This is a genomic window from Paenibacillus sp. FSL H8-0332 (genome assembly GCF_037963835.1).
Lineage (GTDB): Bacteria > Bacillota > Bacilli > Paenibacillales > Paenibacillaceae > Paenibacillus_AQ > Paenibacillus_AQ rhizoplanae.
The window spans coordinates 2870292-2893184 of record NZ_CP150145.1 but is presented as its reverse complement, the minus strand read 5'-3'; the positions used below and the strand labels follow the sequence as shown (position 1 = coordinate 2893184).

The following is a 22893-nucleotide window of genomic DNA, read 5'->3' as shown; positions in this document are numbered from 1 at the left end:
CTTTTATATCATAGATATACACTCTGTCTATGCTTCCGCCGTATCCGCCAGATGAAGGACCACCGGACAGTGATCGCTGCCAAGGACATTGCATTCAATTCCGGCGTCCAGCAGACGCGGGGTCAAGCGCTCTGAAGCGAGAAAATAATCGATCCGCCAGCCCACGTTCTTCTCTCTGACCTTAGGCATATAAGACCACCAGCTGTAGGCACCCTCCAGCTCAGGATAGAACCATCTGAAGGTATCCACGAAGCCGGCTGCGAGCAGCGTGGTCATTTTGCCGCGTTCTTCCTCTGTGAAGCCTGAATTTCCCCGGTTCGATCTTGCATTCTTCAGGTCAATCTCCTGATGCGCCACATTCAGGTCCCCGCATACGACAACCGGCTTATGCTCATCCAGCTTCAGCAAGTAGGCGCGGAACCGGTCCTCCCACTCCATCCGGTAATCCAGCCTCGTCAGATCGCGCTTGGCATTCGGCGTATACACATTCACCAGATAGAAATCCGGGAATTCCAGAGTGATAATCCGCCCCTCATCCTCCGTCTCCTGCTCCAGTCCATATCGTACGGATAGCGGCTTGATTCTGGTAAATACAGCCGTACCCGAATATCCTTTTTTGAGCGCATAATTCCAGTACTGAGCATATTCCTCCCCGTGGTCCAGAACAATCTGCCCCTCCTGGAGCTTCGTCTCCTGTACACAGAAGATATCTGCGTCAACCTCCCGGAAATACTCATTAAACCCTTTATTCACGCAAGCCCTCAGACCGTTAACATTCCAGGACACCAGCTTCATTGTTGTCATTTCCCCTTACCTGTCACTAGATTAGATCCAGTGTACCATAGATTCGGGTTGTCTATGAACCTGCCGGCATCCTATTGAAATGTGTGAATCTCCCATGACATACGTTACAGCAATCATAGTTTTGCCGAATATACTATCCTATCACAAGGAAAAGGAGGTCATTACAATGGCTATCTTGTTACCGCAACAATTCTTCAACCTGCCAGCTTCTGTAGGTAAATCTTACTATGAAAATCTGGCAGGTGGCATCAACGCGGCAGTGACGGTAAACAACAATTCCGGGTTCCCCGTGGATCTTGTTATTTACCGGGTAAATGCGCCTGTGGTCACTTATCTTATCCCTGCATTTAACAGTCTCACTCTATCTGTTCATGCACTGCTTGTCGCTGGACTTCTCAGCACAGCTGCCGGTGCAGTCTTCGGCACAATCGAAGTGGCAACCTCTGATTTCTAATCTAATGTAAGAGTATCCCCTCATACTCTCTCATTAACATTCCCTTGTTAAGCATCTCTGGCTGATAGACGGCCGGGGGTGCTTTTGCATGTTCAAGAGAGAAGCTGTTGCTATCAGACTGTCTCTGATTCAGGCATAGGTCCGATATAAGTAGATTGTGGCCGGAAAATCCGGTTATGGGCCGACTGCTCCAGCAGATGGGCCGTCCAGCCGACAATTCTTCCTGCAGTGAATGTAGGCGTGAAAATCTCCGGCGCCAGCTGCAGCGCCTTCAGAATAGCCGCAGCATAGAACTCGACATTGGTGAACAGCCGGCGGCCCGGCTTGTATTCCTCCAGCAGCGCAACCGCTGTAGCCTCTACATGAAGTGCAAGATCAAAGTAGGCATCCTTGCCAATCATCGTAAGTGTTGCAATTTGCAGCGCTTCAGCCCGAGGGTCCTTGGTCTTGTAGATCCGGTGCCCGAAGCCCATCAGCTTCTCCCCGGCCTCAAGCTTCCCTCTCAGCCAAGGCTCCGCGCGTTCCTTCGTTCCGATCTCCTCCAGCATCGATATCACTTCATACGGCGCGCCGCCATGCAGCGGACCCTTCATGGCCCCGATCGATCCGGCTACGGCCGCACAGATATCAGATTCCGTAGACAATACCACCCGCCCGGCGAAGGTCGAGGCATTCATTCCGTGCTCCATGCAGAGGATCAGATAGGCACTGAGCGCCTGCACATGAGCCTCCTCCGGCAGCTTGCCTGTGAGCAGATACAGATAATTCGCGGCATGGCCAAGCTCAGGAAGCGATTGCAGCGGCTCCAAGCCTTGAAGGCTACGGTACCTGTAAGCAATAATCGACGGAAGCATTGCCGTCAGCCGCACTGCCTGCTTCAGTGTGGGCGGCCAGGTAGCATTCTCCTCATCCCCAAGTGCAGCCACTGCACTTTGTAATACCAGCATTAGCGGGACAGACGCCGGATACAGATCAAGCATCTTGCAGAGATATTCAGGAATCACTCTCTCCGCTGCCATTTGCGCCTTGAGCTGCGCCAGCTCCTCCGCGTCAGGCAGGTGTCCGTTCCAGAGCAAATAAGCGACTTCCTCATAAATTTTGCTCACCGCAAGCTCCTTGGCCCAATATCCTCGGTACACCAGATACCCTTTCTCTCCATCTACCAATCCAATTTCTGTCTCTCCGGCAACTACGCCTTCTAATCCCGTTACTTTAGCCATTAACCTTTGCCCCTTTTTCGCTCCCGCAGGAAGAAATTCATCATATTAGGAGTATAAACTGCAAAATCTATATTGCATATTTATTGTTTTTTATGAATCCATAAGAAAAATCTATCGCCTGCCCTACTTAGGCTCCATGAGCTGCTTCAGCTTGGCTTCTGTGCCAGAGTCACCAGCTGGCGTGTAGATGCTACAGCGCAGATCCGCAGCGCCTTGCACCTGTAACGAGGTGAGATGGAACAACATTTTGCCGGCTTTGGCATGCCGGAATTCCAGGACAACATCCGGTGCAGAGCTGACCCGGCTCTCTTCCCATAAATGATTGAATTCCGGATGCCCCCCCTTCATCTCCGCAATGAATTCATCGTACCAGCGGTCCTCCAGGTATTGCCCATAGTAGGCGCGGAAGATCGATAAGTATCCCCGGACGAACTGCTCCCAGTTCACCGCCAGCCGCCTGAACTCCTTGCGCTCGAACAGCAGTGAGATCATATTACGCTGCTGCGGAGCCAGCTTGGCAAAATCAAGAAACACATGCGCCGCAGCCTCATTCCAGCCGACAATGCCGCAGTGCCGGTCCGAGATGATTGTCGGGCAGGTTTTCAGCTCCTGCAATATCTTCTGCAGGGACGGATGAATCACCGAATGCTCCTCTTGGGTATAATCTGAGACTCCCGGCCCGTTCTCCAGCGCCAGAGCGAACAAGTAACTCCGCTCATCCTTCGTCAACTGAAGTGCTGCGGCAATACAATCAAGAACGGATGGAGATACTTTAATATCCCTCCCCTGCTCCAGCCAGGTATACCAGGTGCTGCTTACTCCAGAGAGCTGCGCCACTTCCTCGCGCCGAAGCCCAGGCGTCCGCCTGCGGGTGCCCTCCGGGAGCCCCGCCGCTGCCGGGGTAATGGCCGCGCGTCTGGCTTTCAGAAATTCCGATAATGCTTGAAGCCTGTTCTGATTGGACATCATGCTTCCTCCTGCCATATAGTTCATCTACCTGTTAGTGTAGTAGTAATTATACTAGTATAAACTACAACTTGTAATAGGATAAACAACATGAAAAAATAAGCTTATTCAGATTAACAGGAGGAATAGAAGATGGAACGTGTCGTGATTACAGGAATGGGTGTCATCTCCCCGCTTGGCAATACCGTGGACCAGTTCTGGAGCCGTTTGGCGGCAGGAGAATCGGGGATTACGCCGATTGATTCTTTTGATACTACCCATTTCAAAACCAAGATTGCCGGCTCGGTGCAAGCCTTCGACCCGGATGCCAGATTCGGCCGCAAGGAGGCCCGGCGGATGGACCGGTTCAGCCAGTTCGCGCTTGCTGCCGCAGAGGAAGCCTGGACGCACTCCGGTCTCCGGCTGGAGGAGCTGGACCGGGAACGGCTGGGCGTCTATGTAGGCTCCGGCGTAGGCGGTATCCAGACGTTAATGGACCAGGGCGAGCTGCTGCGATCCAGGGGACCGGAGCGGGTAAGCCCTACCCTGATCCCGATGCTGATCTCCAATATGGCGGCAGCGATGATCAGCATCAAGCTCGGGGCGCAGGGGCCGACACTCTCGCCGGTGACCGCCTGTTCCATCGGGAACACGGCTATCGGAGAAGCCTTCCGCCTGATCCGTTACGGCGGAGCCGATGTGATTATCGCCGGAGGGGCGGAAGCGGCGGTGACCGAGATTGCTCTGGCCAGCTTCGGCAATGCGACCGCCTTGTCTACCCGGAACGGGGAGCCGCAGGGGGCCAGCCGGCCTTTTGACCAGGACAGGGACGGATTTGTCATCGCGGAGGGCGGAGCTATTGTGATCCTGGAGTCCCTCTCCCATGCCCTGTGCAGAGATGCCGTCATCTATGGCGAGGTCACCGGATATGGCGCCAGCTCGGACGCTTATCATATGGTAGCCACCCATCCTGAGGGGATAGGAGCCTACCAGGCGATGAAGCTGGCGCTCAGCGAGGCTGGAATTAGTCCCGGAGAGGTAGATGTCATCAGCGCGCACGCAACCAGCACGATCGTCGGAGACCGTTCGGAGACCCTGGCGATCAAGAAGCTGTTCGGAGAGCAAGCCTACCGGATTCCAGTCACGGCGAACAAATCGATGACCGGACATGCCCTAGGCGCAGCCGGTGGTCTGGAAGCCATTGCTCTGCTCAAGAGCCTGCAAGAAGGACTGATCCCACCGACGATTAATCTGGAGCAGCCGGACGAGTACTGCGACCTGGATTATGTTCCTAACGTAGCCCGCCAAGCGGATCTGAAGATCGGGATCTCCAATTCCTTTGGCTTCGGCGGCCATAACGCTGTAATCGTTCTGCGCAAGTATGAAGCGTAATATCAGTTAATTCCTATGTACAGCAAACAGCGGATCGCCCATTCTAGGGGAGACCCGCTGTTTGTAATGGTTAAGGATACGATGCTGGCTGTGACTGCTCAGTGGATCAGTTTACTTTTTCTCCGGTGACACATGGCTTCCCCAGACTGCTACGCCTTCCGCTGAAAGTGCCGTGAAGGTCATTACCACGTTTGAGGTCGCTTCATTCCATTCCCGCAGGAACACCCCGCTGTACTCCGCACCCTCTATCGTCAGCTTCGCCATATGATCATTGCTCAAGGCCCATGTACCTGTTACTGACCCGCTAATCGTCCCGTCTGTGTTCAGCTCCACTATCTGCGACTCCGCCAGCTCAGCCGTAATCTCCTTGCCGTGGTTCACCAGTTTGTAAGCACCCGCCACCTCCTTGGCCGTGTACTTGCCTATCTTCTCGCCGCCGTAACGGTGGGGTGCGACAACAGGCCAGCCCGCTTCATTCATGAACATCTGGTGAACCCGCACCTCATGCTGCTCCCCAAGACCCGGGAACCGCGTGTGGAAAATCAGATAATACTGCCCGCTTGTCTCATCATAGTACGCCGAATTATGTCCCGGGGAGAAATAACCTGTACCCGATCCCGTGGCTTCTTCGTCTGTATTCACAAATTCATGATTCCCCATCAGCTTAACTCCGTAGGGTGAGTAGGCCGGATCGTCGAACAATACCCCAGGCGTCCCCTGCGCGTCCAGCATAGCCTTGCCTTCCGAGTCCTCGAACGGGCCAGCCGGATGCTTGGAACGGGCGACACGGATATTATAGCCGCCATTCGCATCAAGCCCTCCGTAGGAGAGGAACAGGTAGTAATAATCAGTCTCCGGGCTATATAGCATATATGGCCCTTCAATCCGCGCATGATTCCCTCCGAGCAGCTTCTTGCCGTAGCCCTGGCCCTCCAGCGGGAAGCCCGTAGCCGGGTCCAGCTCCAGGATGAAGATTCCGCCCGAGTAGGAGCCGTAGACCATCCACAGCTTGCCGTCCTTATCCCAAAACACATCAGGGTCCACCACATTCGGCTTCTCCGTGGCATCGTAGACCTCTCCATCATCCCCGATGCCGGACATTCCCGACTTCAGAATAATGCCTTTATTCTTGTAAGGACCTTCAATCTCATCGGCTACGGCAATGCCAAGCGCGGACAACGGAGAATCCCCCTTGCAGGCATCGTAATACATGTAGAACTTGCCGTCTGCCAATTGAATGACATCCGGTGCCCACAGCGTATCCGACTGGGCCCAGCTAAGCGTCTCGCTGAGCTCCTCCGTTACATTCGGTATCAGCACGTTATCATCCGTCACGCCGGAAGAAATCTGCGTCCAGGACATCAGGTCATTGGATTTGGCCGACGCCAGATGCGAACCGAACACGTAATACGTATCCTCCACCTTAATCACAGAGGGATCGTGTACAGATACATTCCCGAACTCCGGCGGCCCCTCCGGATTCCCTCCACTGCATGCCGACAGCAGGGATAGGGATATCAATGCCGTTAAGGATCTTTTTCTCATCTCATCATAACCTCCCTATGTATACCCTTACATTTTGCTGGGCAAATGAGATTTAGTCAACACTTTTATTTATATTAGTTAGTTTTGTTTTATCTTTATATGAAGCATAATCCCCCATATAACAAAAAAACGCCAGGCCCATTAGGGCCTGACGCTGATCTAATCAATCAAATTTAATATTCGCTGCTGTTGCCGACAAGTACCGGCTCTGGATAGGCATTGCTCAACACGCGGCGCTGCTTCTTCACGACATCCGGCGGCTCCACCGCTGGTGCCATCGGATGCATCAGCCAGGACTTCACGAGATGGGAATCCGATACCTTGTACATTGGCGGTTCCTTCTCCATGTCAATCGCCATTGCATACGTGCTGCGCAGGGCGAAGGCATCTCCCTTAGGCGGCTTGATCAGGTCAGGAGGTGTGCCCGGAATAGCTGTGAGCATCGAACCCTTGCTCTCCAGACTTGGCATGGAAGCCAGCAGGCCCCAAGTGTACGGATGTCTAGGGTCATAGAAGATCTCTTCTGCGGTACCCATTTCAACGATTTGTCCGGCATACATAACCGCTACACGGTCAGCCATTCTCGCCACAACCCCAAGGTCATGGGTGATGAAAATGATCGCTGTATCAATCTTCTTCTGCAGGTCCTTCATCAGATCAAGGATCTGGGCCTGAATAGTTACGTCAAGCGCAGTTGTCGGCTCATCGGCAATCAGGAGCTTAGGGTTAGCAGCCAGTGCCATAGCAATTACAACACGTTGGCGCATCCCGCCGCTGAATTCATGCGGATACTGCTGGAAACGGCGTTCCGGTGACGGAATCCCTACCAGATTAAGCAATTCAACACCACGTTTGTAGGCAGCATCCTTCGTAATATTCTCGTGCTTGAACAGCACTTCCGTAATCTGCCGGCCGACCTTCATCATCGGATTCAGCGAGGTCATCGGATCTTGGAAGATCATTCCGATTTCTTTACCGCGGATTTTTTGCATTTGCTTCTCACTCTTGCGGATCAGGTCTTGTCCATCGAACAGGATCTGTCCGCGCTTATATTCGCCCGCAGGCTGAGGAACCAGCTTCATGACTGCTTGCGAGGTTACGCTCTTACCGGAACCGGATTCGCCAACAATCGCCAGTGTCTCCCCTTTATTTACATGAAAGCTGACACCACGGATTGCTTGAACTTCTCCTCCGCGTGTTCTGAATGATATAGCCAGGTCTTTTACCTCTAAAAGGCGCTCCATCCTGTCACCCTCTCTGTTTCTTTTCAAGTTATGATAGTGATTCCAAAAAACACGCAATACTATTATTTTATCTATCTTTAGGGGCTTACGTCAAGATTTTTCTGAAAACGTCACCGTCAACAATCATCATTCTTCGCTATGCTTATGCCTTGTCCGCTTCTTCATCAATCCCCATACGAGCGGCGGTGTTAGAATCAACAGCAGCAGCAGCGACCAGCCTATGTCAGCTTCACTGACAATACCCTCATGCAGCAGGCGGTAAAAAGCATACAAGGAATACGGAAAAGCCAAAAGCACGGCTGTCACAACACCCGGGGTATACAGCTTCAGAACCATACTTTGTGCCAAATGTGTGAAGACATGCAGCAGAAACACAGCGAGGACAGCTAAGTAGAGCCAGTAGAACTCTAAAAATACCGCAACGAAGGTTACCCCTACTATCAGAATATACACGAACAGCACATCCATGGCAAAATCCCTGGTGGTCATGCCCATCATAGGTGCCATCCGCTTCCGCAATGCGGGGGAAAGCGACGCTGTTATAGCTGGACCGTGTTTGTTCCCCCATGCCTCCACTGTAAGAATCTCTTCAAAATCATGAAACATAAAGACTACAGGCAGCAGCCACAGCAGGCTTATTACGTCCATATGTATTTGAAGCCAGTTCAACATCATAATATTCGCCTCTTTGCCGGGAAAGTTGCGGGATAACACTCGATAAAGTAAATTATATCCTATGGCCACCCAGGAAAGCGAGGTAACACTACTATGATTATAAAACCCCGAACACGCGGGTTCATCTGTACGACTGCCCACCCCGCAGGCTGTGCGCATCAGGTACAGCAGCAAGTGAACTATGTACAGAGCCAAGGACAATTCACCGGTCCCCGCAAGGTACTTGTGATCGGGGCTTCCACCGGGTATGGGCTTGCAGCCAGGGTTGCAGCAGCCTTCGGTGCAGGAGCTGCCACCGTTGGTGTCTACAGACCCAGCATAGCCAGTGAGACGCGGACGGCCTCCGCAGGCTGGTATAATTCCGCAGCGTTCGAGGAGATGGCTTATACGTCCGGCCTGCGCTCCTACAGCGTATGCGGGGATGCTTTTACAACTGAAACGAAGGAACGGACCGTAGAGTTGATCCGCCGCGAGCTGGGGCAGGTTGATCTGGTCATCTATAGCGTAGCCTCTGCGCGCAGAACAGACCCGCAGACCGGAGCAGTTCATCAATCTGTATTGAAGCCCATCGGCAACCCTTATACCAATACAACGGTCAATTTCCATACCGGAGAACTGAGCACTGTACAAATTGAACCGGCAACCGAAGCTGAAATCGATGATACAGTTCATGTGATGGGCGGAGAGGACTGGCAGCTATGGATTGAAGCGCTCCGGGATTCCGGTGTTCTGGCAGAAGATGCGGTCACTCTCGCCTTCTCCTATATAGGTCCGGAGCTAACACAGGCTGTCTACCGCGACGGTACCATCGGCCGGGCTAAAGATCATCTGGAAGCCACTGCCTTGCAGCTGAACGCACAGTTATCAACCACCAGAGGCCGCGCTTATGTAGCCGTCAGCAAGGGCCTGGTGACCCAATCCAGCTCGGCGATTCCCGTTGTTCCACTCTACATCTCAGTCCTCTATAAGGTCATGAAAGAACAGGGACTGCACGAAGGCTGCATAGAACAGGCCTACCGGCTGTATAAAGATTTCTTGTACAACCCGGAAGGGACTCCGGTAGATGGGCAAGGACGTATCCGGATAGATGACCATGAGATGAGCCATGCTGTACAGACGGAAGTGGACCGCATCTGGCCCATGCTAAGCACGGAGAACGTCTACGAATATTCCGATCTGGCCGGTTACAGACGCGAGTTCTTTCAGTTGTTTGGCTTCGAATCCGGCGGCGTTGACTATGAGGCTGACACCGATCCGGTTGTTGCCATCCGTAACAGCAGCTACTGATTGCTGACTGACATTCATCTGGTCTGTTGTACACAATCTCAAGAGGCCGGAATCTCAGAAGAGATCCGGCCTCTTGTGTATCCTATAGTACCAGACCCGAGAACAGCTTCCAGGACTCTGCAAGATTGTCATGCGCCCAGTTCACATGATTCTCATCCTTGTACTGGCGAGAATAACATTCTATAAGCATGATAAGGTCCAGATACAGGTCGTATAGCTGCTTGCGCAGAAGTTCATTCCGGCTGGTAAAAGCCGACCCATACCCTTCATAGAACGCTGCCGAGCTCTCGAAATGCCGGAAATAATACTCCAGCAGCACATCGCCCCACATCGCCCGCTCCCAGTCAATAATCGATACGATTACCCCATCCTGTACAAAAAGGTTGCCGCCCCACAGATCCCAGTGTACCAACCGCGGCTGCGTCACTTCGTCCAGGGCCGGCAAATACAGCTCCAGCACCTGCTCTATTTCCTGCTGACTAGCCGGTAGCCGCACCTCCAGTCTGACCGCATCCTGAAGCACATTCAGCAGCATGGACCGGAAGGTCTCCCTCCAGGTGAGTATGCTCCCGTCAGGCTCTTTGCCGAACAGCCCGAAGGCTGGCCCTTCAATCGCATTGATTCTCCGCTGATACTGACCCAGCTCGTATTCAATGGAATGCCGTTGTTCCTCGGTGAGACTCTCCTTCACCTCGTTATACGGCTGCCCTTCAATCTTCTCCATGAAAAAATACGGACACGGAACCAACTGCAGACTGTCGTCATAGCTGTACACTTCCGGCACAGGCACACCGCCAGCAGCACGTACCAGTCGGAGAGCCTCCACCTCAGCACGCATGATATCCTTCTCGTAGCTTAGAGTCTCTGTCTCCGGGTCCGGAGCCACCTTAAGAATGACCGATCGGCCATCGCTTAACTCTAGATCATAGGCCGTATTAAAGAATCCAGCGGTCAGCTCCCTGCTGCTGGCGATCTGGATATCTGTACCAAAGGCTGCGGCAGTCAAGAGACTCAGCTGCCGGTCGTTCAATTGGACTTTAGTGAAGCTCTCCACCGGTTAAACCCACCACATCTCGGACAGCGGCTCTTCGATCAGCACCTGCTTGAGATTGTCTACGGCTTTGGAGAAGCCCTCTTCAATGGACATCAGGCCGTCTTCATGCTCGATGCTGACTACAAAGTCGTAGCCTACCAGACGCAGTGCGCTCATCATATCTGCCCAGACCTTAACATCGTGTCCGTAGCCTACGGAACGGAACTGCCAGGCGCGGTCCAGCATATTCGCATAAGACTGCATGTCCGTCAGGCCATACTTGTTGACGTTCACCGGATCAATAACGGTATCCTTCGCATGGAAGTGATGGATCGCGCCTTCACGGCCGAGAATATGAATCGCCTGTACCGGATCAATTCCCTGCCACCACATATGACTCGGGTCAAGGTTCGCACCAATGGCATCCCCGGCAGCTTCTCTTAATCTCAGCAGGGTAGCCGGAGTGTGTACCGAGAAGCCTCCGTGCAGCTCAAGACCAATCTTCACATCATGTGCAGTGGCGAAGGCCGCCTGCTCTGTCCAATAAGGAATTACCTTGTTCTCCCACTGCCAGGCCAGAATCTCCTGGTAATCGTTCGGCCATGGGGCAACCGGCCAGTTCGGATATTTCGCGCCTTCATGATCGCCCGGACAGCCGGAGAAGGTATTCACAACCTTGACGCCCAGCTTCTGTGCAAGCTTCACGGTGTCTACAAACACCTCATGGTCCTTGTCCGCCAGCTCCTTCTGCGGGTGCAGCGGGTTGCCGTGGCAGCTTAGGGCGCTGATGATCAAGCCGCGGGATTCGATTTGCTGCTTGAATTCCTGAAGGGCCGCTTCATTCTCCAGCAGCTCTTTGGGATTGCAATGGCTGTTTCCAGGGTACCCTCCGGTACCGATCTCAACAGCCTTAAGTCCTTTGGAGACCACATAATCCAATGCATCCTCCAGCTTGCGGCCGCCGAACAACACCATAAATACTCCAAGTTTCATTTGCAGATTCCACCTCTCCTTGGGTCGTATTGAAGCTTAGCTTAAGCTCCGTAGATATCGAAATTCTTAACTGTCTCATTACGCTCTGCAGCTTCAAAGATCGCCTCAATGAGCTTCAGCACTCGAAGTACCTCGGCATTCTTGACAATCGGTTCCGCCGCACCTTCGATAACAGCAGCCAGATTATCATAGAAGCTGGAAGGCATCTCTAATGCCGCAGGCAGATCTTCAAGGACGGTCGAGCCTTCTGAAGGCGGGGCCATGGTCTTTGTCAAGCCTACACCTGCGCGGATCGGTGTCGGTTCAATCTTTTCCGATTCGTGGTTGGGGGCTACAATTCTGCCTCTCAGCGACCAGTCTTCAATAATAGCGGTTCCCCCGGTGCCCTTCACATACCATCTTGGCATCGTGATGAAGTTGGTTGTCCCTACCTCCACGATGGCTCTGATCCCATTCTCGAACTGCAGCACCGCATCGAATCCGTCATCCACATTATTGCCGAGGACAAAGCTCAGGCTGCTGCTGACACTGCTCACCTTGCTGTCAATCATGAACAACAGCTGATCCAGCAGATGCACGCCCCAGTCGAGCAGCATCCCGCCGCCTTGCTCCTTCACATGACGCCAGTCGCCGGGAATCCCGTTAGCACCGTGCACCCGGGATTCAATCTGAAAGAGTGATCCAATCGTCGCCTGCTCATACATCTCCCTGATTACGCGGAAATCCTCATCCCAGCGTCTGTTCTGATGCACCATCAGCACCCGTCCGGCCGACTCCGCAGCAGCCTGCATCTCGATGAATTCAGCCGAGGACATGGCAACCGGCTTCTCACAGACTACATGCTTGCCCGCCTCAAAAGCCTGAAGGGCGATGTCCTTGTGCACATCATTCGGTGTAGCAATCAGAACGATGTCCACTGCCGGATCTGCCAGCAATTCCTCATAGCTGGAATAAGCGGTGTAGCCTGCTTCCTCAGCCAAGGCGCGCCGGTTTTCCAGCAGATCGAAAGCGCCGGTCACTACCACCCGGTCACTCTCTTTGATTAGTTGGGTATGGTAGCTTCCCATTCCGCCGTAACCAACGATGGCTACAGTATGTTTGATTGAACTCATGGATTCCACTCCTGTTTGTCTGATAGTCGCGTGAACCGGAGATGCTCTTAGTTGTCAGAACTTCCGTCGAAATATACGGCGCGTCCGGTACGTGCTGATTCATACACTGCTTCAAGAATCTGGGTAACTACGAAGGCCTGCTCCGGCAGAACCACCGGGTCCTTGTCTTCTCTTACGGCTTCCAGCCACAGACGGGCTTCACGGTCTGCTTCATTCTCCGCAGCTCCGCTGTAGAAGGCTACACCGCCGGAGGACAGGTCCACCTTAGTCTCATACAGGCGGCCGGCACGTTCGCCGTTCAGACGCAGCCCGTCCTTCATATCGGCTCCGCCTTCCGTTCCGGCAAGCATCGTCTTGGCTTCACCGAATTCAGATACGTTCAGCGCCCAGCTGGCTTCAAGTACAATTGTAGCACCGTTCTCCATTGTAATGAAGCCGAAGGCGGAATCTTCAACCTTGAATTGCTCAGGGTCCCACGGACCGAAGGCATTCGCGGCATTCTTCTTCTGGCCCAGCTTATGGAAAGTAGAACCTACTACCATACGCGGCTTGTAGTTATTCATCAGCCAGAGGGTCAGATCCAGCGCATGGGTACCGATATCGATCAGCGGTCCTCCGCCCTGCTTCTCTTCATCCAGGAACACGCCCCAGGTTGGAACCGCACGGCGGCGAAGCGCAATAGCCTTACCGTAATAGATATCGCCGAGTTCCCCTTCTTCACACAGCCCCTTCAGATATTCACTGTCTGCGCGGAAACGGTTCTGATAGGCGATGGACAATTTCTTGCCAGTACGCTTGGCGGCATCCAGCATTTCCTTCGCCTGTGCAGTGGTCTTGGCCATCGGTTTCTCACACAATACATGATTGCCGGCTTCCAGTGCTGCAACCGTAATCTCGGAGTGGCTGTCGTTCGGCGTGCAGACATGCACGATATCGAATCCGCCCGTTGCCAGCAGCTCACGGAAATCGGTAAATACGGCAGCGCCTTCGCAGCCGTAGGTCTTGGCAGCCTCCTGGGCACGTTCTTCCACGATATCACAGAATGCCACCATTTCGGCATTCTCCTGACGGGCAAGGCTTGGCATATGTTTGCCGTTTGCGATACCACCGCAACCGATAATAGCAATTTTGAGTTTGTTAGACATGAATACTTCCTCCTTGATTCTCATATGTTTTGATCCAGTTCAGGCTGTCAGCCACACTACCAAGCGGCGAGCGGCTGCAGAAGTCCTGCTCCACCACTGCCCATTCCACACCAGCCGCAGACGCTGCTTCAATGATCGCAGCCAGATCCACTTCACCTTCGCCCAGCACTACAGTCTCCGGTGAGCCGTCTTCTTTCTTCTTCAGATCCTTGAGGTGAATGATCGGCAGGCGTCCTGCGTACTTACGGATATATTCTGCCGGATCATATCCGCCAAAATACACCCAGCATGTATCCATCTCTACTTGAAGCTGCTCAGCAGGGACCGCTTCGAACAGATAATCAAAGGCTGGCTGGCCGTCAACCTTCTCCGTGAATTCAAAATCATGATTATGATAAGACAGAACAGCACCGGCAGCCTGGCATTTCTCGCCGATGGTCCGCAGACCCGCCGCTACCTCCTGCCAGTTCCGTTGTTCTTCTGTCAGATAAGGCACGATCAGGTTGCGGTTGCCGATCTCCAGATTGAAGCGAATCTCCTGCTCCGTATCATTCAGCATCGCATCGTACGGGCGGTGCGCTCCGACAGCAACAAGCCCTGTCTCTTCAAGCAGCGCCTTCACCTGTTCGGCCGTACGGCCGAAATAGTGGAAGAACTCCACACCGCTGTAGCCCAGCTCGGCTACCTTACGTATAGTTCCCTCGAAATCCTGTTCCAGTTCTTCTCTTAGTGTGTACAGCTGTAGTCCAACCTTAAGCATTATTATTCCCACTCCTTATATGATCCGGAGTTATCCAGTTCTTGCTGCCGCCGCACTCCCGGTTATCTTCCCTGAAGTACATCACCTGAACAAACGGGCTGTAAACATTGGAGAACGACGAGTTCTCTTGGTTTCATCCACTGTTTCCAGAGTTTGTAAATGTAGCGTTTAGCGCCGCAATACGGCCTTCTCCACATCATTTTTATGTTTTTCGCTTAGGTACATGGTAATATGAAAGCGTATATAATAAAATGAATAATATGATTAAAACATGAACAATCTGCTTATCATTTATTAGACTAGGAGGGACACATGACAACATCTGCCGCTTGCCACATTCTATCCGCCGGATTCTCCTTCCACCGCAAACCATTTCATATGTCACGCAGCGAGGGCGTACAGTATTATCTGCTGCGGCTCCAGACTGAAGGGCGCAGCCGCACCAGGGAGAACGGCGCCATTACGACCGTTGAGAGCGGTGATCTCATGCTGTTCGCACCGAATGACCCCTACTATCTGAGTATCGACAAAGAAGTCTATCCTGTCGGCAAGCCGAGGATCGAGAGCGGCGACTATCATATCTTTTGCAGCGGCCCATGGATTGAAGAATGGTGGGGACGCAAGCAGCGTCCGGCGGTACTCCGCCTGCCGATGAACGATCATATTCTCAGCCTCTTCCGCCAGCTTGTGCTGGAGCAGCGCCGCTTGTCGGACTCCTCACCGGACATCTCTTCATGTTATCTGCAGATTCTCTGTATGGAGATTGACCGGCTGATGATCGATCAGCCCGCGATCTCACCGAAGGCTTATCTGGCTTACCGGATGAAGCAGTACGTTGAAGAGCATGCCTCTTACGCCTTCCGGCTTGAGGATGTGGCCGCACATGTGGATATCTCGGTCTCCCGGGCAGTTCATCTGTTCAAGGAAGCGTTCGGCACCACGATTGTCAAATATGTAAATGATGTACGGCTGGATATGGCCCGGGAAAAGATTACGTTCAGCCCCATGCCGCTGGAGCATGTCTCCGAGACCTGCGGATTTGCGAACTATACCTATTTCCACCGGATCTTCCGCAGCCGGTTCGGCATGTCGCCCAAGGAGTACCGTATTCACAGCAGGGCACAGGCTTAAGCATTATGCAGTTATGCCCAGACATGCAAAAGGAGCGCCATCATGGAAGATCCGCTCCTTGTGTTTGACCTTATTCAATTGCTCGCGTTTGCCGGGTGTAACTCTGACATGCTGGGAGATGGCCCCGTAATCCTGATTGAGTCTGCGGTTTCTTTCTGCAACCCATGTGCCTGAGCGCTCTGCCTTAAGCAGCGCCTTCTGCGTTCTTGTCCGTGCCATAAGCGGCGACACTCCTTGTCAATCCTATATTCAGTGCGGCTGCACTGTCTGTTCCATTCTAACATATTATTCTGATCCTTGCGCAGCTTGCAGTTGGACTATCTGGTACAGTATCCTTGAAGAGCAAGATACATACCTGTGATCATAACAAATAACCGCAAAAATGAGGAGGAGTACTATATGAAATATGATGTGCTGTATGACGGCGCCTTCGCCATGCTGAAGGTCCTGCTGGAGCCGGGCGAGAGCGTTAAGGCGGAGATGGGGGCGATGGTCGCCATGTCACCGAATGTGGAGCTGCGGGGCACCGTGGACGGCGGAATTATGCGCGGCCTGGGCCGCATGCTGAGCGGGGAGAAATTCTTCTTCCAGGAGCTGACCGCCACGCGCGGGCAGAGTGAGGTGCTGCTCTCACCCGGTTCCATCGGAGATGTACAGGCCATTGAGCTGGATGGGTCGTACAAGCTGATCGTACAGAAGGACGGATTCCTGGCGGGAACCCAAGGCATTCAGGTCAATACCAAGATGCAGAATCTGACCCGCGGCCTGTTCTCCGGCGAAGGATTCTTCATTCTCGAAATCAGCGGAAGAGGTACCGTCTTCCTCTCCTCCTTCGGAGCGATTCACGCGATTAACCTCGGACCGGGCGAAGAGATGATCATCGATAACGGACACCTTGTAGCTTGGCCGGACTATATGGATTACAAGGTGGAAAAAGCAGCCTCCGGCTGGCTGAACAGCTTAACCAGCGGCGAGGCCCTGGTCTGCCGGTTCCGCGGCGAAGGGGTGATCCTGGTTCAGACCCGCAATCCCGGCAGCTTCGGAACCTGGATCAAATCCTTCGTGCCGAACCGCTCCTAGCAGCGGTATTCTGCAGATTCCGTATACAACAAGAAGGCGCAGGCTGAACTTCAGCCCTGCGCCTTCTGTGCGTTGCAGATGTAGCTTATGAGACGGCGCGGCAGTCCTTGTCGCCCTTGCAGCCGTTCTTTTGACAGCTATTATAGGTGCCTTTGAAATCCAGACGGTGATCGGTCACACTGAAGCCGTATTCACGGGCTACCCGCGCCTCCAGCTCCACCAGCCAATCATCCTTGATCTCCTCCAGCTTACCGCATACATTGCAGATCAGGTGATGATGCATATGCACATGATCGTCGTCGCGCAGATCATAACGGGCGACGCCGTCGCCGAAATTCATTTTTTGCACAATATGAAGTTCACACAGCAGCTCCAAGGTACGGTAGACCGTCGCCAGCCCCAAATGCGGGTAACTGCGCTTGACCAGCATATATACCTCTTCCACGCTTAGATGATCCTTCTCATTATCCAGCAGCACTCTCACTATCGCCTCACGCTGTGGTGTAAGCTTATAATTATGAGCCGCAAACTGCTGGCTGATATTTGCCACTCGGTTCACCCGGGTTCCCACCTTTCCGGAAGTAGAACAATTCCTGCAGAATAATTAGTAATCGTTACGATATAAGCATAACAAACTTGCCCGTCAAAGAAAAGTCCTGACACCAGTATAACATCACTTGCTCACAATAGCCCCCCTCTGCCGCTCCACGCATAGATAATATTTCTGCCGAAACCGTGGTTGCCCATTCCGAATTGTGCGCAATTCCCATACTCTATATAAACTAATCTCTTAAAAGTGAGGATGATCCGGATGGCGAAAGTACAACCTAAGCAGACGCAGCGGCTTGTAACAGCCCGTGTACTGCGCGGCGTAGCTGCGGCCATGCTGCCGTTCTACCGGAAAATTGCCGGAAACCGCAGTTATGCCAGGCAATGGACAACCGCGATTGTCACTGCCGACCTGGACCTGATGGGCAGCTTGCTCCACAGTATCCCCGCACTTGCAGACGCGGAGAATTACGGAACGAACGGGATCGGTTATTTCATCTCTTTCCCTTTTCCGCTGCCGGTTGCCTTCTATACCAATGGCACGACGATTCCGCCGGGAACCGCCCAGTTCACCTTCAATACAGACGCCCACCGCTGCATAGCGCGTTCCATCATCCCGTTGTACCGCGAGCTTGCGGTTAACCGGAGCTTCGCGGAAGCTATGGCTGCCGCCATCCGGCGTAAGGATACCCGGGCGGTAAGGATCATGGTGCGCAGGCTGGTGAAGACCAAGTCACTGAAATCCGTTACGATTGAAGAAAGCGGAATCGCTCTGCTGTTCAAAACCAGGTTCAGCAAGTACCCTTACCGCAATCTTTTATTTCAGGAAGTGATGTAGCTTACCGGTCCCGCAGATCGGGATTGATACGCTTGCAACCTTTTCTGATCTCACTTCGTTAGAGGAGTTGATACAGGCCAAACGGCCCAACCCTATAATAGAGGTGGAATTCAAATGACAATGAAAAAATACACTATCGCAGCTTTAACCGCAGCCACCCTTCTCTCCTTCTCGCTCGGCGGGCAGATGTTTGCAGCAGGCAGCAGTTTCAAGGATATCGGCAGTATAAGCGGCAAGGATCAAATCAATGCACTAAAGGAAAAGGGCCTCATTAAAGGCATCTCGGATACCCAGTTTCTTCCCGGAGCAATAGTATCCACTGCACAAGGTGTACAGTTCATCTCCGGCGGTCTCCAGCTTAGCCTGGCGGCAATTGATTTCAATAAGGCTCCCCAGGCAAGTGCGCTCTTCTCCAAAGTAAAAGATAATGCCTGGTACGCAGAAGCCTTCATCAATGCGCACTATAATGGTGTGAATATCCCCGCTAATATCGATCCGGCCAAGCCGATTTCCAAAGAGCTGTATACCAGTATGCTGGTTCAAGCCGTGGAAAAGGCCGGCAACCTGCCGATGATTAACCTCGTCCCGGTTGAACTTGCAGATGCAGACGCGCTGGACCCTTCCTACCAGGGCAGCATTCAGCGGGCGCTGAAATACAAGATCACTACCCTCGATGCCAGCGGTAAGTTCAATCCGAAAAGCACCATTACCCGCGCTGAAGCAGCAGTTATGCTGTATAACACGCTGGACTATCTGAAGTCCGTTAGCGATGGCGGCACACAGAAGTAAAGGAAAGTTGGATTCGTTCATACCGCTTTATCCGCGTATGATAGATAAAAGGCTGTCCCGGAAGCCGTTACGGCTAGGGGGCAGCCTTGTTTTTTTGACAGGAAATACGTAGGCTTATTGTGTAGTGAAACATTCTCCGCTAAGACAAAGTTCAAGGGGGATTTCGACGATGATGAAACATAAGTATGATTTTAAACAATCCATTATCCGCAGGGTCCGTGTGAATTCAAGCGTATCAAAGTCCCCGGCCTGGAGCCTTCGCCGGAGGTTCACTGCCGTTACGCTGTCTTGCCTGCTTTTGCTCATTCTGGCCGCCCTCGGACCGCTCCTTGTCCGCAGTACAAATCAGGCGAATCCCGCTGTACTATTCAATGGGTTCATGGTGACAGCTTATGCAGCAGACGGCGTTCCGGTAGCGGTACAACCCGATGTCGAATTTCCGTTGGGCAAGTATTCTATGTTCATGAGCAGTGTGCCGGGCTTTCCCTTAACCCTTGTTGCTGAAGGTGCCGACAGGATTGAGCTGCAAGCCTCCGAAGGAGAACTGCTCCTATGGAATCCGGCCGATTCCAAGATACTCCCACAGCGGCAAGCTGCCGCAGTTCAATCAGGTGACACAATCTACTGGAGTCCCATAGCAGACGGCTCTTCCCAACCCGCAGCCACGGACGGCATTCTGGAAGTTACCGCTTACCGTGACAATCACAAACTGGGCAGCACAGTGATCCAGATTCATACGCAGGATCACATCTTCTACTCAGGCAAATTAGTTTATAAATGAGGAAATATCAACGAGGGAGCTCTGATGAGGACCCCCTTTTTTTTATTGTATTTGTAATGGAGTATAAATTACGGCGACGCTTTGGAGCCCGCTCCGCTGTTTAAGAGGGGGAGTTACAAACACAGATTCAAGTGCACTTCTGCTCTTCATTTACGTTCGCCGCCCACCTCCGGAAGGTTCCGGTGAACTATACGTAGATTCCCATGAACAAAATCATCCTAACGGATGAATAAGATTACCTTCGCGCGAAAACAATGTATGCTGTTTTTCACATACATTCGGTCCATATGCATGCTTACGAGCACAATGTATGCTGTTTTTCACATATATTCAGACCGTGTGCATACTTACGAGCACAATGTATACTGTTTTTCACATACATTCGGTCCATATGCTGCTGTACCAGCCCATTGCATTGTATTCGGTTTTAAGCATACCTTCTCCAGCATTGAGTCACATTCAGTATCAATGTCACTCTACGTATCATTCCAAGAACACTTTTCCACAAATCTATGTACACTTTATCCGCAATAGACAGTAACTATAATTTCCTACAAAACAATAAAAAGGCAGACCAGGACTCCCCTCCCGGTCTGCCTTAATATACTACGTCCGCAATCACTCTTCCCCGCTCAACCGGTTAAGGAATTGGAGGGCGCGCGGGTTCTTCGTCTGCTCCAGTACCTGCCGGGGGGTTCCCTGCTCCAAAATAACTCCGTTGTCCATCAGGATGATCCGGTCGGCCACATCGGCCGCGAATTTCATCTCATGGGTGACGATGACCATTGTCATTCCTTCCCGGGCCAGCTGCTTGATGACCTTCAGCACCTCGCCGACCAGCTCAGGGTCAAGCGCCGAGGTCGGCTCATCGAACAGCAGCACCTCCGGCGTGGCCGCCATGGCGCGGGCTATCGCTACGCGCTGCTGCTGGCCGCCGGACAGCTGATGCGGATACGCATCTGCCTTGTCTGCCAGACCCACCTTGTCCAAGAGTGCCAGCGCCTTGCTGCGCGCTTCCTCCTTGGAACGCTTTTGCACCGTGATCTGTCCCTCCATGACATTGCCGATCGCCGTCATATGCGGGAACAGATTATAAGACTGGAACACCATTCCTGTCTGCTGGCGCAGGGACAGTACGGTACGCTGTGGAATTTTGGCGCCCGGGGTGAAATCCAGCTTAATCGTGTTCAGCGTAAGACTGCCCTTGTCGGGGGTCTCCAGCAGGTTGAAGCAGCGCAGCAGCGTGGTTTTGCCGGAGCCGGAAGGTCCGATAATGACCATCACCTGGCCGTGTTCAACGGTGAGATCCACACCTTTTAGCACCGCAAGCGGGCCGAAGGACTTATGTAAATCGCGTATTTCAATCATGCGTGTGCCTCCTTAACCTTAACTGGCCGAATACCGGTCCAGCCGCTTCTCCAAGTAATTCTGCAGCGCCGACAATACGGAACAGAACAGCAGATAGAACAGCGCCGCTTCGCAATATAACAGCAGGGGTTCATAGGATGTCGCCACAATCTGCTGGGCTTTTCTGAAAATCTCGACATAAGTAATACTGGCCGCAAGCGAAGTATCCTTGACCAGACTAATAAAAGAATTCGATAACGGCGGAACCGACACGCGGGCAGCTTGAGGCAATATCACCCGGCGCAGAGCCTGCTTCCGGCTCATCCCCACGGAGAACGCGGCTTCCCACTGGCCTTTATGAATAGACAGAATAGCAGCCCGGACAATCTCCGAAGAATAGGCCCCGACACTGAGCGTGAACCCGATGACAGCGGCGATGAACGGATCAAGCACAATCCCGGCGGCGGGTAGTCCATAGAAAATAATAAACAGCTGCACCAGCAGCGGCGTTCCCCGGATCACCCAGACATAGAAACGGGCGATCAGCCTTGGAAGCCTGAAGGAGGACAGCCGGGCAAGTGCAGTAATCACCGCCAGCAGCAGCCCCAGAATAAAGGATACCCCCGCAAGCGGAAGGGTAAAAGCCACCCCGGCTTTAAACAGAGGCAGCAGTGAATCGAGAAATATTTGTATTTGGCGGTCATCCATCATTTCGATACGTCAGCGCCAAAATACTTCTCGGAGATCTTAAGGTAGGTTCCGTCGCTCTTCATAGCGGTCAGCGCTTCGTTCACAGCCTGCACCAGCTCGTCATTCCCTTTCAGGAAGACTGCGGCACTATGCGAGCCTTCGGCAATCTCATCCACCTTCTTGATCTTGATATCCGGCTTCTGCTTCTTCAGATCTAGGAAGGACAAGCCGTCATTCACGGTAGCATCGATCCGGCCGGAGGTCAGCAGATCAATCGCCTGATTGAAGCCCTCGGTAGATACGATCTCCGCACCGTTGTCTGTGGCGATTTTGCCGAGGTTGCTGGTGAGGGACTGACCGGCTTTTTTACCCTTCAGATCAGCGAAGGTCTTGATATCCTGATTATCCTCGGGGACGATCAGCACAGCCTTGGAGACAATATACGGATCGGAGAAATCATATTTCACTTTACGCTCATCGGTGATCGAGACTTCATTGAAGATCACATCGAAGCGCTTAGCATCCATCCCGGCAAAAATCCCGTCCCATTGCGTCTCAATGAACTCCGGCTTCACACCGAGGCGCTTGGTCACTTCTTCGGCGATCTCGACATCGAAGCCCGTCAGCTTGCCGTCCGCATCATGGAAGGTGAACGGTGCGTAGGTTCCTTCGGTTCCGATGCGCAGCTTGCCGCTGGCTTTGACGGCCTCCAGGCTGTTCTGCTCCCCTGAAGCTGCACCCTCTGTAACCGCAGCCGTGGGTTCCGCCGGAGTATTGCCGCCCGTTGCTGTCTTGTCAGTATTGTTGGTTCCGCAAGCCGCAGCCGTGACCATGGTCAGGAGCAGCATAATAGTTAGACTTAGTTTTTTCATTCGATGAATCCCCTCTCGTATCTTCTCTTTAGGCACCGTATTTACCGGCAAAATGTATCGTAACACCGGGGTGTTACCTGCGTCAACAACTTTTTCCGATTATATTCATCGGATTTGTGTTATATTGATTTTCCATAGCTTAGCTTGCCCCAATTTCTGCTCCTGCATCAGGATATCCAGAAGAGAAATCAACACAAAAAGCGATCC

24 protein-coding genes are annotated in these 22893 nt (G+C 52.8%); 8 read left to right on the top strand and 16 right to left on the bottom strand.

Annotation, left to right across the window (positions count from 1 at the left end; all coding sequences use genetic code 11):
• Nucleotides 1-27 precede the first annotated feature (27 nt).
• Entirely contained in the window at nucleotides 28-795 is a 768-nt protein-coding gene (locus NST43_RS12460) for an exodeoxyribonuclease III (RefSeq protein WP_339225403.1), read from the bottom strand.
• Between the two features lie 175 nt (nucleotides 796-970).
• Between NST43_RS12460 and NST43_RS12455 the strand changes: the two genes are divergently transcribed.
• On the top strand, nucleotides 971-1258 hold the full coding sequence (locus NST43_RS12455; protein WP_036694360.1) for a hypothetical protein: 288 nt from the start codon (nucleotides 971-973) through the stop codon (nucleotides 1256-1258).
• 113 nt (nucleotides 1259-1371) lie between these two features.
• Here NST43_RS12455 and NST43_RS12450 read toward each other — a convergent pair whose 3' ends face one another.
• The gene (locus NST43_RS12450) at nucleotides 1372-2478 is read right to left on the bottom strand and encodes a citrate synthase/methylcitrate synthase (protein WP_339224724.1); all 1107 of its coding nucleotides are present in this window, start codon (nucleotides 2476-2478) and stop codon (nucleotides 1372-1374) included.
• 123 nt (nucleotides 2479-2601) lie between these two features.
• On the bottom strand, nucleotides 2602-3444 hold the full coding sequence (locus NST43_RS12445; RefSeq protein ID WP_339225402.1) for a helix-turn-helix transcriptional regulator: 843 nt from the start codon (nucleotides 3442-3444) through the stop codon (nucleotides 2602-2604).
• Nucleotides 3445-3576: 132 nt separating this feature from the next.
• On the opposite strand from NST43_RS12445, the gene fabF reads away from it, so the two are divergent.
• The gene (gene fabF, locus NST43_RS12440) at nucleotides 3577-4815 is read left to right on the top strand and encodes a beta-ketoacyl-ACP synthase II (protein WP_339224723.1); all 1239 of its coding nucleotides are present in this window, start codon (nucleotides 3577-3579) and stop codon (nucleotides 4813-4815) included.
• Between the two features lie 111 nt (nucleotides 4816-4926).
• Here the strand turns inward: fabF and NST43_RS12435 are convergent, their stop codons facing one another.
• From NST43_RS12435 to NST43_RS12425, 3 genes are all read right to left on the bottom strand, one after another.
• Nucleotides 4927-6360, bottom strand: a complete 1434-nt coding sequence (locus NST43_RS12435) for a glycoside hydrolase family 43 protein (RefSeq protein ID WP_339224722.1) — start codon at nucleotides 6358-6360, stop codon at nucleotides 4927-4929.
• Nucleotides 6361-6533: 173 nt separating this feature from the next.
• Nucleotides 6534-7604 (bottom strand): ABC transporter ATP-binding protein, encoded by a 1071-nt coding sequence (locus NST43_RS12430; RefSeq protein ID WP_209985780.1) that lies wholly within the window; start codon nucleotides 7602-7604, stop codon nucleotides 6534-6536.
• Between the two features lie 126 nt (nucleotides 7605-7730).
• Nucleotides 7731-8252 (bottom strand): HXXEE domain-containing protein, encoded by a 522-nt coding sequence (locus NST43_RS12425; protein ID WP_339224721.1) that lies wholly within the window; start codon nucleotides 8250-8252, stop codon nucleotides 7731-7733.
• Between the two features lie 120 nt (nucleotides 8253-8372).
• On the opposite strand from NST43_RS12425, the gene fabV reads away from it, so the two are divergent.
• Nucleotides 8373-9566 (top strand): enoyl-ACP reductase FabV, encoded by a 1194-nt coding sequence (fabV, locus tag NST43_RS12420; RefSeq protein WP_339224720.1) that lies wholly within the window; start codon nucleotides 8373-8375, stop codon nucleotides 9564-9566.
• 82 nt (nucleotides 9567-9648) lie between these two features.
• Here fabV and NST43_RS12415 read toward each other — a convergent pair whose 3' ends face one another.
• Genes NST43_RS12415 through NST43_RS12395 form a run of 5 tightly spaced genes read right to left on the bottom strand, consistent with a single transcriptional unit; the run spans nucleotide 9649 to nucleotide 14609 of the window.
• Nucleotides 9649-10620: an aminoglycoside phosphotransferase family protein gene (locus NST43_RS12415; protein ID WP_339224719.1), complete on the bottom strand. Its 972-nt coding sequence runs from the start codon at nucleotides 10618-10620 to the stop codon at nucleotides 9649-9651.
• Between the two features lie 3 nt (nucleotides 10621-10623).
• Complete coding sequence (locus NST43_RS12410) at nucleotides 10624-11592, bottom strand: sugar phosphate isomerase/epimerase (protein WP_209985768.1); 969 nt, start codon at nucleotides 11590-11592, stop codon at nucleotides 10624-10626.
• 41 nt (nucleotides 11593-11633) lie between these two features.
• Nucleotides 11634-12704, bottom strand: coding sequence for a Gfo/Idh/MocA family oxidoreductase (locus NST43_RS12405; RefSeq protein ID WP_339224718.1), 1071 nt, complete (start codon nucleotides 12702-12704; stop codon nucleotides 11634-11636).
• Nucleotides 12705-12751: 47 nt separating this feature from the next.
• Nucleotides 12752-13849: a Gfo/Idh/MocA family oxidoreductase gene (locus NST43_RS12400; protein ID WP_209985761.1), complete on the bottom strand. Its 1098-nt coding sequence runs from the start codon at nucleotides 13847-13849 to the stop codon at nucleotides 12752-12754.
• Complete coding sequence (locus NST43_RS12395; protein ID WP_339224717.1) at nucleotides 13842-14609, bottom strand: sugar phosphate isomerase/epimerase; 768 nt, start codon at nucleotides 14607-14609, stop codon at nucleotides 13842-13844. Before NST43_RS12395 ends, NST43_RS12400 begins: the two co-directional genes overlap by 8 nt.
• Before the next feature lie 312 nt (nucleotides 14610-14921).
• Here NST43_RS12395 and NST43_RS12390 point away from each other — a divergent pair, with 312 nt between their 5' ends.
• Nucleotides 14922-15740 carry a helix-turn-helix domain-containing protein gene (locus NST43_RS12390; protein ID WP_209985756.1) on the top strand — a complete coding sequence of 273 codons (819 nt, stop codon included), beginning with the start codon at nucleotides 14922-14924 and terminating at the stop codon, nucleotides 15738-15740.
• A 3-nt stretch (nucleotides 15741-15743) separates the two neighbouring features.
• Here NST43_RS12390 and NST43_RS12385 read toward each other — a convergent pair whose 3' ends face one another.
• Nucleotides 15744-15959 carry a hypothetical protein gene (locus tag NST43_RS12385; protein ID WP_209985754.1) on the bottom strand — a complete coding sequence of 72 codons (216 nt, stop codon included), beginning with the start codon at nucleotides 15957-15959 and terminating at the stop codon, nucleotides 15744-15746.
• 180 nt (nucleotides 15960-16139) lie between these two features.
• On the opposite strand from NST43_RS12385, the gene NST43_RS12380 reads away from it, so the two are divergent.
• Entirely contained in the window at nucleotides 16140-16820 is a 681-nt protein-coding gene (locus tag NST43_RS12380) for a TIGR00266 family protein (protein ID WP_036729143.1), read from the top strand.
• Between the two features lie 85 nt (nucleotides 16821-16905).
• Here the strand turns inward: NST43_RS12380 and NST43_RS12375 are convergent, their stop codons facing one another.
• Nucleotides 16906-17379, bottom strand: a complete 474-nt coding sequence (locus NST43_RS12375) for a transcriptional repressor (RefSeq protein WP_036729146.1) — start codon at nucleotides 17377-17379, stop codon at nucleotides 16906-16908.
• A gap of 252 nt (nucleotides 17380-17631) precedes the next feature.
• Between NST43_RS12375 and NST43_RS12370 the strand changes: the two genes are divergently transcribed.
• From NST43_RS12370 to NST43_RS12360, 3 genes are all read left to right on the top strand, one after another.
• A complete protein-coding gene (locus NST43_RS12370; protein WP_339224716.1) occupies nucleotides 17632-18207 on the top strand; it encodes a hypothetical protein in 576 nt (191 codons plus the stop codon).
• Nucleotides 18208-18321: 114 nt separating this feature from the next.
• Complete coding sequence (locus tag NST43_RS12365) at nucleotides 18322-18996, top strand: S-layer homology domain-containing protein (RefSeq protein WP_339224715.1); 675 nt, start codon at nucleotides 18322-18324, stop codon at nucleotides 18994-18996.
• Between the two features lie 169 nt (nucleotides 18997-19165).
• Nucleotides 19166-19777 carry a hypothetical protein gene (locus NST43_RS12360; RefSeq protein ID WP_339224714.1) on the top strand — a complete coding sequence of 204 codons (612 nt, stop codon included), beginning with the start codon at nucleotides 19166-19168 and terminating at the stop codon, nucleotides 19775-19777.
• A 618-nt stretch (nucleotides 19778-20395) separates the two neighbouring features.
• On the opposite strand, the gene NST43_RS12355 is transcribed toward NST43_RS12360, so the two are convergent.
• Genes NST43_RS12355 through NST43_RS12345 form a run of 3 tightly spaced genes read right to left on the bottom strand, consistent with a single transcriptional unit; the run spans nucleotide 20396 to nucleotide 22686 of the window.
• On the bottom strand, nucleotides 20396-21145 hold the full coding sequence (locus NST43_RS12355) for an amino acid ABC transporter ATP-binding protein (RefSeq protein ID WP_339224713.1): 750 nt from the start codon (nucleotides 21143-21145) through the stop codon (nucleotides 20396-20398).
• An 18-nt stretch (nucleotides 21146-21163) separates the two neighbouring features.
• Entirely contained in the window at nucleotides 21164-21832 is a 669-nt protein-coding gene (locus NST43_RS12350) for an amino acid ABC transporter permease (protein ID WP_209986391.1), read from the bottom strand.
• Complete coding sequence (locus NST43_RS12345) at nucleotides 21832-22686, bottom strand: amino acid ABC transporter substrate-binding protein (RefSeq protein ID WP_339224712.1); 855 nt, start codon at nucleotides 22684-22686, stop codon at nucleotides 21832-21834. Before NST43_RS12345 ends, NST43_RS12350 begins: the two co-directional genes overlap by 1 nt.
• Nucleotides 22687-22893 lie beyond the last annotated feature (207 nt).